Source organism: Paenibacillus sp. OT2-17 (genome assembly GCF_009827695.1).
GTDB classification, from domain to species: Bacteria; Bacillota; Bacilli; order Paenibacillales; family Paenibacillaceae; genus Paenibacillus; species Paenibacillus polymyxa_B.
Genome location: NZ_WUDQ01000131.1, coordinates 1 through 8,488 on the forward strand (window position 1 = coordinate 1; position 8,488 = coordinate 8,488).

Genomic DNA, 8,488 nt, shown 5'->3' on the forward strand with positions numbered 1-8,488 from the left:
CTCTGCCAGCTTTTTCACATAAAAGGCAGCACTTAAACCGCTTATTCCTCCACCGAGAATAACGACTTTTTTAGAACTTTTTTTCATGAAAACACTTTTCCTCTCCAACTCCGGGTATATAAGCACAATAAGGGTCACTCTCCAAATAGTCTCCTGTTATTGCAAAAGCCCTTGCTCTAGAGCCCCCACAGACAGCCTTGAATTCACAGACTCCACATTTACCTTTAAGTAGGGACTTATCTCTAAGATTCATCATGATCGGAGAGTTGCGATAAATATCTGCCAGGCTATCCTTTCGTACATTCCCGCATATAAGAGGCAGGAAACCGCTCGGGTATACTTCGCCGATATGACTAATAAAAACAAATCCATCTCCATCATTTACGCCTTTAGGAGCACGTCCTAAAACATCTGCCCTTTTTTGTCCGTCTGCTACACTGCTCTCACCTGCTCTGTGCTTTTCCTGCAGTACGACCCTCCGGTAGTGAGGAGCTTCTGTAGCCTTCACACCGTACGGCATCTGTTGCTGTATTTGATACAGCCATTTCATTACGGCTTCATGCTCATCAGGAGTAATCATATCTTTCTCCATGCCACGTCCGGTTGGAACAAGGAAAAATAAACTCCATAACACGGCCTGCATTTCCTTTACCCTTTCTGCAATTTGCTCCAGATCATGAAGGTTGTACCGGGACACCGTCGTGTTCACTTGAATAGGGATATTCAGTTCCTTCAAATAACCAATTCCTCGCATGGTCGTATCGTAAGAACCTGCTGTACCCCTAAAATGATCGTGAATGTCTGCACATGAACCGTCCAGACTAAACGCCCATCGCGATAACCCAACTTGCTTTGCTTTTTCTACCGCTGCTCGTGTCACTTTAGGGGTGGCACTGGGGGTCATTGAAACCGACAGATTTTTCTCTTCAATTGCATATCGAGCCAGTTCAAACAGATCAGGACGCATTAAAGGATCTCCGCCTGTGAATACAACCAACGGATGATTCATTTCAGCAATTTGATCTATCAGCTTCTTACCCTCTTCTAATGTCAGCTGGCGAGGATCAGGTTTGTACTGAGCTTCCGCTCTACAGTGAAGGCACTTTAAAGCACAAGCTCGTGTAACCTCCCAGATGACTATAAACGGATCTGTATGATAATCACGCGGCGTTTTCAAAGATATCATTGATGTCTCTCCTTTTAGAAGTATAAAAACAACACAAAAACATAGAGCATCATTGAAAATCCAATTTCCGCCATGCCAACTTGTTTTGCCTTTAATCCGAGTTTAGGAAGCCATATGGCTCGTATCAAAAAAATCAAAAAAGGAACAAACAGAGGTAACTTTAACCAGGTAGCAAACAACAAAATCACCAAATGATAGATGATGGAAGCATAATGGTAACGTATATTTTTTCTTTCACGAATGATCGTTTTGACATACAAAGCAGTTCCGATAAAGTAAAGCATCAAAAGTAAGAATAGCTCTGTTGCTACTCTCCAATCCTCTCCTCCCCCCATATAAATAACAGGGTATATAAAAGAACAAAAGAGTAGAATTGCAACAATGTCATTGAGTAAAGCACGTTCATTTTTCGTTTTTGCAAAATAAATATTAGCCATAAAAAAGAGCAATAGAAGAACTCCATACCAGATCAAGGCAGGCTCAAACCATATCAGTGAAATTAACAAAGGAAGTAATATCACTCCGTATACAACGGCGGGTTTGCGGTATCTTTCACTGCTGCCTGTTTTGATCCATTGGAGGACAGGAAAACTGAATAAGTAGATAAAAAACCAGCACACAAATAGGGGGATATGAATGAGTTCCCCTCGAAAAGCAGCTAAACCGAATAAAAATGGAAGAATGAGCATGGCCCAGGCTCCATGTTGATTAGGTATGTATCTGCTCATCCCCTTCAAACCCTTGATCCTTTTTTCACAATCTTTTTTATGTCTGTTATTTCGGTTAATCGATTCATCATCCATTCCCCCAAGATTGAGTTTTATCTTCTAACTTCATTCTAAGTATTATATGAAATTGAACCAATTAGGGAGTTCCCTTTTCCTTAGCGGGGAATATCCTAACCGGAAAAATAACGCTATTTTCTTATGCTATACTGTACTAAAAAAGGGAACAAAGAGAGGATGAACTGTTAAGGGAGGACCTTCTTTACGTCAACTGCATGCTCATCATGCCATTCATCAAGGCGGGCTAACTGGCGCTCTAGATAAGACGAGAGAAGTAGAAGAATTACTCGAAGCAAAAGAATTCAAGGTGGCGCGCCAGGCTGCCGACCACTTGATCGAATATTGGGAAACCCGCATTCTCAGCCATGCTGATGCAGAAGAGGAAGGATTCTATCAGGAAAAGGTCGATAAAAAACCGGAACTGCAGGAGGCTGTCGTCAAACTTACACGGGATCATGACCTGCTCCGAATCATTGTAAAAGAGCTCAAAGCCGGGATCCGTGAAGAAGGGCTTACGCCTGAAGTTCTTCAGCAGTTCCACGCGCTTCTGGTTGTCAATGCTATTCATAGTCGGGAAGAAGAACGTTTGTTGTTTGAGGAACCGTCATGATCAAGATGTGGCATAACGATTCACTTTCTCTATAAAAACGTACCGAAGAAATAGTCCAACGCCTCCTGCGAGTATCTGTCATCTCCTTGCCAAGCTGCTACGGAATAAAAATCATGATTGCCGTGCTGTCGTTTACGAGGCGTGTCCTGTGGGACCAGCAGTCCGGCATATCCCCACACCTCCATGACTACATCACGCTCGTTTTTGCTGGATGGAAACACATCCTTCCAGCGCTTTTCCAATTGACGTGCACTGCTTTGGGCATCACAGTTCTGAACAGCTTCGAGCATGTTATGAAGTATAGCTAGATCCTCATCGGAAACCTGAACATCCTCTTCTTGACTGAACAATTCAAGGTCCATCCAGCAATATAGAAGGTGGTTCAGACGAATACCGCCCCATTTGATTCGTTCAAAATTCAGTACATTCAAATCTTCATTGACGTATTCATTATCAGACATCATTTTATTAAAATTACAATCCCCACAGCTACTGTAATTGGGCAGGACGACAGGCCGCTCACCATAGGTGTGCAAAGGAAGCCCAGCGGTTAATGCCCAGCTCGATAAGGCGCTTCGTAAATGAACCTTTTTCGTGGAAAGGCTGTGCAAAAATGCTGCTGCCACTCGCTCTTTTGTAGCCTTTTGCTGATGCAGCTCATGTAATCTGTTTATAATCTCGTTATGTGTAATGGTGATCGGATCGAACATCAAGCCCTTACTTTTGGCATATTCAAAATCCTCACCCGAAAAAGATCCCCGCTCCTGCTTCCAGCCGCTGGAGGACCAGAATGTGTTCATCAGTATTTTTTTTGCCTTTTTATCCACAACACATCTCCCTTACTCATCTCAACCCCTTCACCTCCAATACAAAGCTCAGGGTTGTAGTGCATTTTATGTAAGATTGCTATTCATCTTTATATTTAAAAGCAATGGCCGTATTTCCTGACCGGGGGTCAAAATAAGAAGAGATTTTCCCCCAGCTCAGTTCATATTCCATATAGGGGTAAGGCTTGGTTTGACGATAGCTTGGCTTCACGGACAAATGTTGCTGTAACAAACGATCATGCTCCCCTTGCCGCTTTCTCTCCCCTTCCTCAGACCAATTATCCCAAGAAGTTGGAAATTCATTGCCCTGAAGCGAAATCTCCACGACAATTAGGCTTGTATCCTTAAAGCATACAGACACAAAAAAATGCCGACGCAGCAAAGAAACCTGATCGAAATGATACCAGATGTAGTCATTCCCTAGCCTTCTTACAGAATGAAAATATTTCGAATACCAAGTGGTCTCTAACAACTGATCTTCTGTTAAAGATGAGTAGATAGCACGCTCACCATCGACCTGAATGATTCCTGATTCCCAGTCATTCATTGCTGCCACTCCTTCAGCTATTATGCCAATCTCCTACAGTTACTCTGTCCTCATATGTACACATGATTGAAAATGGCCTGCCAAGCCCGCTCTAGCACGCGCGTATGTAATTGTTTGGCATAAACATTTCTAACGATGGCAAGAACGATCACACCCACGAATACAACACTGAGCAAAGTGATAGAGGGAACCCAATGGTCAAACATGGCATTCACCAGCACTTGCAGCAAATGTCGTTCGGGTTGTAAATATTCCACCGCCGCAACGATGCCTGCTTCCAGCAATATAATCACAGATATGGTCATAAGCATTACATTGATTACTTTGTATTTAGCAAGCCCTCGCTGAAAAACGCGAGTTCCAGCATATTGCTCCAGCACGATGATCTGTTTGTGAAAATCATTTTCTACCTGTTCTACAGGCAGATCGTGCTTCTGAATTAATGCATGGGCTTTCTTCAATTCGGATTGTATAAATAAACTACTCTGGATAGCAGATCCCAGCTGACCTAAAACATTCATATCTTTTCACTCCATTTTCGATAGCTTCTAAACTACGAGTATATAGGGTTGCCATGCTCTACAAAACGATCGGTTCCAGACCGCTCTCTAAATGAGCCTATTAGTAAAAATCAAAGTAACCCCGCCAGACTCCTTCATTCTGATGCTTGGCAAAATAAAAGCTGCCTCCATCTACAATATTCAATTGGGCTTTGGCATCTGAAGCAATCTGAAACACAAATTCATAGCCCTCGCCAAAGTCGATGCCCGATTGAACAAAGCTGGGATAGCCACCGATTTTGTGAACCGCATATATTTCCTCTACGATGTCCTCAAAATAGTCGGGTTCCTCCTCGTCCAAATGGTTGAGGGCATCGCCATATTCCTCAGGAATGTCTTCACCGTCCCAGACCGGATAGTCATTCTCTTTGAGCTCAGGGAATAGCGGGAACGCCTTGATTTGCATAAATGCCGGACCAAAATCTTTTTCGACCAAATCCTCTACCGACGTATACTCACGAATACACATATATCCTTCCATGTCCTCATGATCCAGTACATCGGGAGACAGAAAGACCGTCAACAGCTTGACACTGTGCATAGCCGGAGGAACAAAAGGCAAGGCAGGCAAATACAATTGCATGATCGGAGCCATAACATTCCCCTGTACATCAATGGGTTGCTCCTCCGTTGGCAAAGCCACTGTAACTCTACCAATCCAGCTCTGATCAAGGGAATCCGAAGGTCTGCGACCCCCTGTATGAAAAATAGTAGCTTTACGTTTTAGAATCGTTCTTAGCTTCTCAATAGCGTTGCTGGACAACGAAACCACTCCTTTCTAATCTAGAATAGAAACAGAACAACATCCTCGCCTGCTTTAAATCCAAACTCTCTTAATCGATCTTCCATCTCTTGAATCTGGCGCAGATAATCTTCCGGCACAGCTGGCAGACCCTGTTCATTCACTAATGTCCCGCCAAGTCTGGCGCGTGCATATTCGGCACTTTTCCACATCGTCTCAAACACAGTTTGCGGCTGCACGGTCCGTACCCCATCCATACTGAAAATCAAATCTGCAAAGCGATCCTCTGCGAGTGTACTCAACCAAAAAAATCCAGGCTCGGTTCCCGTATGTACGCTAAATAGTTCATCATAGCCTCCCAGCCCGTGATGGTGTGCATGGAAAATATCCATATCTCCCCACTCCATTCCGAGACTCAGCATGACATCCCAGATATCCGCTCCACGGTAAGATTGGCCTTGATCCGCTACCAGCCTAAGCATGACAGCATGTTCCCTTTCACCTTCCTGATCTGTAAATGCTTTAAGTTTTTCCGCTTTTGCACGTGCACGGGCAGCATCCTCCCGAGGAAGCACATGAACGGTGCCCTTCTCCTGAAAACGCGCTGGCAGTGTGTTCATAAAGTCTGCAACCTTGGCTTCATCAAGTAAACGAACCTGCATCTCTACATTATCGAATATATCCATGCAAATACAGATTTTATCAAAATGGCATTCACCTGCCGGTCTGCGCCCCACACTAGTCCACATCTGCAAATCATGGACATGCCCATACACGATATATCCTTTGAGCAATTGCAAAATATCCTCATCTGACAACGTAAAGCCACTGAATTCTACATCAATCAGCCAATAAATATTAGCATCAGGCTCCACTTGATGGATTCCTTTTATGGCCTTCACAGGCTCATGTTCCAACTCCACGGCAAGGATGCTAGATACATCCTCACTCCCATGTTCAGGTAAATTCATGAATCTCTCTCCTAACTAGCTGTTTTCACTTTACAGTTTCCTATAATTCTCAATCTATATTAAACTATAACTCACCAAGCACAAAATAGTATAAAAACGGTGCTGGGTTGTTGAACATAACTTTTTAGAAACTTCACAGCTTCGAAAGGGGAGAACTCATGATGCAAAAACTTTGGCAAAAAGGGAAGGCTCTGTCTCTGCCTATTATGGTGTCCGCATCGCTAATATCTGGAGCGCTGTCTGTAAGTACACCTGCGGCGAATGCGGCTGCAACCAAGGAATTGCTTCAGCTATCCGGTCAGACTACTTACTATGGAGAGGTCGAGCATGGGCAGCCGAACGGCCGTGGTACGATCAAATGGAGCGAATATAAGCAGTATTCGGGTGATTTTGTGAATGGCAAGCGCTCAGGTACCGGAAAATATATAAATCAATACACCGATGCAGATGGACAAAATCATAAAGTCGTATACAACGGCACATGGAGCAATGACACGATGAGTGGCAAGGGTACGCAGACTGAAAAAGTGACCCAAATGGACGGAACCGTACGTTCGAACGAGATCCAAGTAGGTACCTTTCAGAACAATGGATTACAGAGTGGCTACCAAGTGATCCACGCTGTGGCAGATCCAGACTACAGCTTCACTTATAAAAATAGCAAAGAAATACTAAATATCTTGCACAGTAATCAAGATCTGGTCCAAAGATGGCAAAAAGGAGATCTCTTCTCCGTAAATTATAAAAATGGCTCTGTCCAAAAGGAATACTCTATGTTCCCTGAAGAGACTGCTACCAAGGAACGTCAAAGACAAGCGTCTATCAAGTATTTCAAAGGAATTACCGCCAAGGTCACTCCTCACTTGCAGCAGTTTGAAAAGCTGTCCAAGCAGATTCCGCTAAAATAATTAATACGACGCGAAACATGCATTAGCCTCTACGCAAGAAGGCCTCTCTTTCTAATGGAAAGCTCCATTTGAAAAGAGGGGCTTTTTTCGTTTCGTTATGAATGACATATAAGAACTTCGGATCATAACACCTCCTACTATTCTCCCTTATGCCCCCTCATGAACTCATACAAATGACTTATTTTTCACTTAAATCCCCTCCTTTTTTTGCTAACTCCCACTAGATTCACTAAAATATAAGTAATTATTTTAATCATCCGAGGTGGACATCATGGCTAAAATTATGGTTCCTCCTGAGAAACTAGAGGCGGTTTCCAGGCAGTTCGCACAGGCACGTGAGCTGGGGGCACAAATTTGCGGACAACTGTCACAGCATATTCAGATGTTGGAAAATAGCTGGGCAGGAACAACACAGCAGCGCTTTTATCAGGATTTTCATAAAGCGCGTGGACAAATGGATGCTTTCACTCAAACTGTCGATTCTGTCAGCACAGAGCTGCGTTCCATTGCAGTAAAATTCAAGGAAACAGACACCCAAGCAGACACGGGTATTCCCAAAGGAGATCACAGCGGACAGATCGGCAGCAGTGAAGGGGCAACTTCCGGGAAAAAAGGACCCGATCCAGCAGATATAGCTATTAACAGCATTTCAGAAGCCAATAAATGGCGCGGGCAACTGGGATTTGCCGGAACAGCTATCTATAGCGGTCTGGCTTCCACACTTGTGCTCACCAAAACAGTAGAATTCAAGAAAAGTCTGAAGAATCCCACTCGAGCGGTTATACATAATGCGGCATGGGTGAATGGCAAGGGTAACAATGCGTTTATGCGTAATTTGGGCAAAAGCCTAAACCGCCAATTCGCTAAACCCGGTATTGTGATGAAGGGTTTAAAGGGCTTTGATCGTTTAGCTGGAAAGCTTCAAATGGGTAAGCTCGGCCTCGGATTCAACAAAGCCAATAGCTTTCCTCAGTGGACGCGGAACGTCATCGCCGGGGTGGAAAAAGGCCGTTACGGCATAGCCACCCGCCAAATTCCCGGCATGATTGCCAAAAAGCTATACCCTATTAATGCCACCATGAATATTGTGGGCGAGGGTATCAGTCTGGCTGGAAAATGGAAAAGCGGGAAGCTTACCGGAACGGATGTGGCTGTATCTGCTTCTAACGTAGCGATTAAAACCGCTGCAACTTATGGCGGTGCTGTTGCTTTGGGAGCCGTAGGCGGCGCTATCGGTGGTCCGGTCGGTGCAGCCGTCGGTGCTTACGTCGGCGGTACGGTGGGAAGCTGGGCAGGTGGAAAAGTCGCCAAATTCGCCGAAAAGGGGATACGTTGGGCCAGCAAACTATTTA

General features: G+C 44.3%; 10 protein-coding genes. 3 read left to right on the plus strand and 7 right to left on the minus strand.

Annotation, left to right across the window (positions count from 1 at the left end):
* Window positions 1-70: 70 nt before the first annotated feature.
* Window positions 71-1,186: a TIGR04053 family radical SAM/SPASM domain-containing protein gene (locus GRP75_RS14780; RefSeq protein ID WP_160789669.1), complete on the minus strand. Its 1,116-nt coding sequence runs from the start codon at window positions 1,184-1,186 to the stop codon at window positions 71-73.
* A 14-nt stretch (window positions 1,187-1,200) separates the two neighbouring features.
* Window positions 1,201-1,989, minus strand: coding sequence for a YwiC-like family protein (locus tag GRP75_RS14785; protein ID WP_160789670.1), 789 nt, complete (start codon window positions 1,987-1,989; stop codon window positions 1,201-1,203).
* Window positions 1,990-2,182: 193 nt separating this feature from the next.
* On the opposite strand from GRP75_RS14785, the gene GRP75_RS14790 reads away from it, so the two are divergent.
* Window positions 2,183-2,581, plus strand: coding sequence for a hypothetical protein (locus GRP75_RS14790; RefSeq protein ID WP_160789675.1), 399 nt, complete (start codon window positions 2,183-2,185; stop codon window positions 2,579-2,581).
* A gap of 29 nt (window positions 2,582-2,610) precedes the next feature.
* Here GRP75_RS14790 and GRP75_RS14795 read toward each other — a convergent pair whose 3' ends face one another.
* The 5 genes from GRP75_RS14795 to GRP75_RS14815 form a co-directional block, all read right to left on the minus strand.
* Window positions 2,611-3,408 carry a hypothetical protein gene (locus tag GRP75_RS14795; protein WP_023989713.1) on the minus strand — a complete coding sequence of 266 codons (798 nt, stop codon included), beginning with the start codon at window positions 3,406-3,408 and terminating at the stop codon, window positions 2,611-2,613.
* Between the two features lie 79 nt (window positions 3,409-3,487).
* Window positions 3,488-3,955, minus strand: a complete 468-nt coding sequence (locus GRP75_RS14800; RefSeq protein ID WP_023989714.1) for a hypothetical protein — start codon at window positions 3,953-3,955, stop codon at window positions 3,488-3,490.
* A 50-nt stretch (window positions 3,956-4,005) separates the two neighbouring features.
* Window positions 4,006-4,476: a DUF6097 family protein gene (locus GRP75_RS14805; RefSeq protein ID WP_160789671.1), complete on the minus strand. Its 471-nt coding sequence runs from the start codon at window positions 4,474-4,476 to the stop codon at window positions 4,006-4,008.
* Window positions 4,477-4,576: 100 nt separating this feature from the next.
* Window positions 4,577-5,278, minus strand: coding sequence for a DUF1963 domain-containing protein (locus GRP75_RS14810; RefSeq protein ID WP_160789672.1), 702 nt, complete (start codon window positions 5,276-5,278; stop codon window positions 4,577-4,579).
* Window positions 5,279-5,298: 20 nt separating this feature from the next.
* Window positions 5,299-6,228 (minus strand): cell division protein ZipA C-terminal FtsZ-binding domain-containing protein, encoded by a 930-nt coding sequence (locus GRP75_RS14815; protein WP_160789673.1) that lies wholly within the window; start codon window positions 6,226-6,228, stop codon window positions 5,299-5,301.
* Between the two features lie 161 nt (window positions 6,229-6,389).
* On the opposite strand from GRP75_RS14815, the gene GRP75_RS14820 reads away from it, so the two are divergent.
* Both GRP75_RS14820 and GRP75_RS14825 read left to right on the plus strand, forming a co-directional pair.
* Window positions 6,390-7,136 (plus strand): MORN repeat-containing protein, encoded by a 747-nt coding sequence (locus tag GRP75_RS14820; RefSeq protein ID WP_160789676.1) that lies wholly within the window; start codon window positions 6,390-6,392, stop codon window positions 7,134-7,136.
* 271 nt (window positions 7,137-7,407) lie between these two features.
* On the plus strand, window positions 7,408-8,488 hold a 1,081-nt coding region (locus GRP75_RS14825; RefSeq protein ID WP_160789674.1), incomplete at its 3' end, for a WXG100 family type VII secretion target.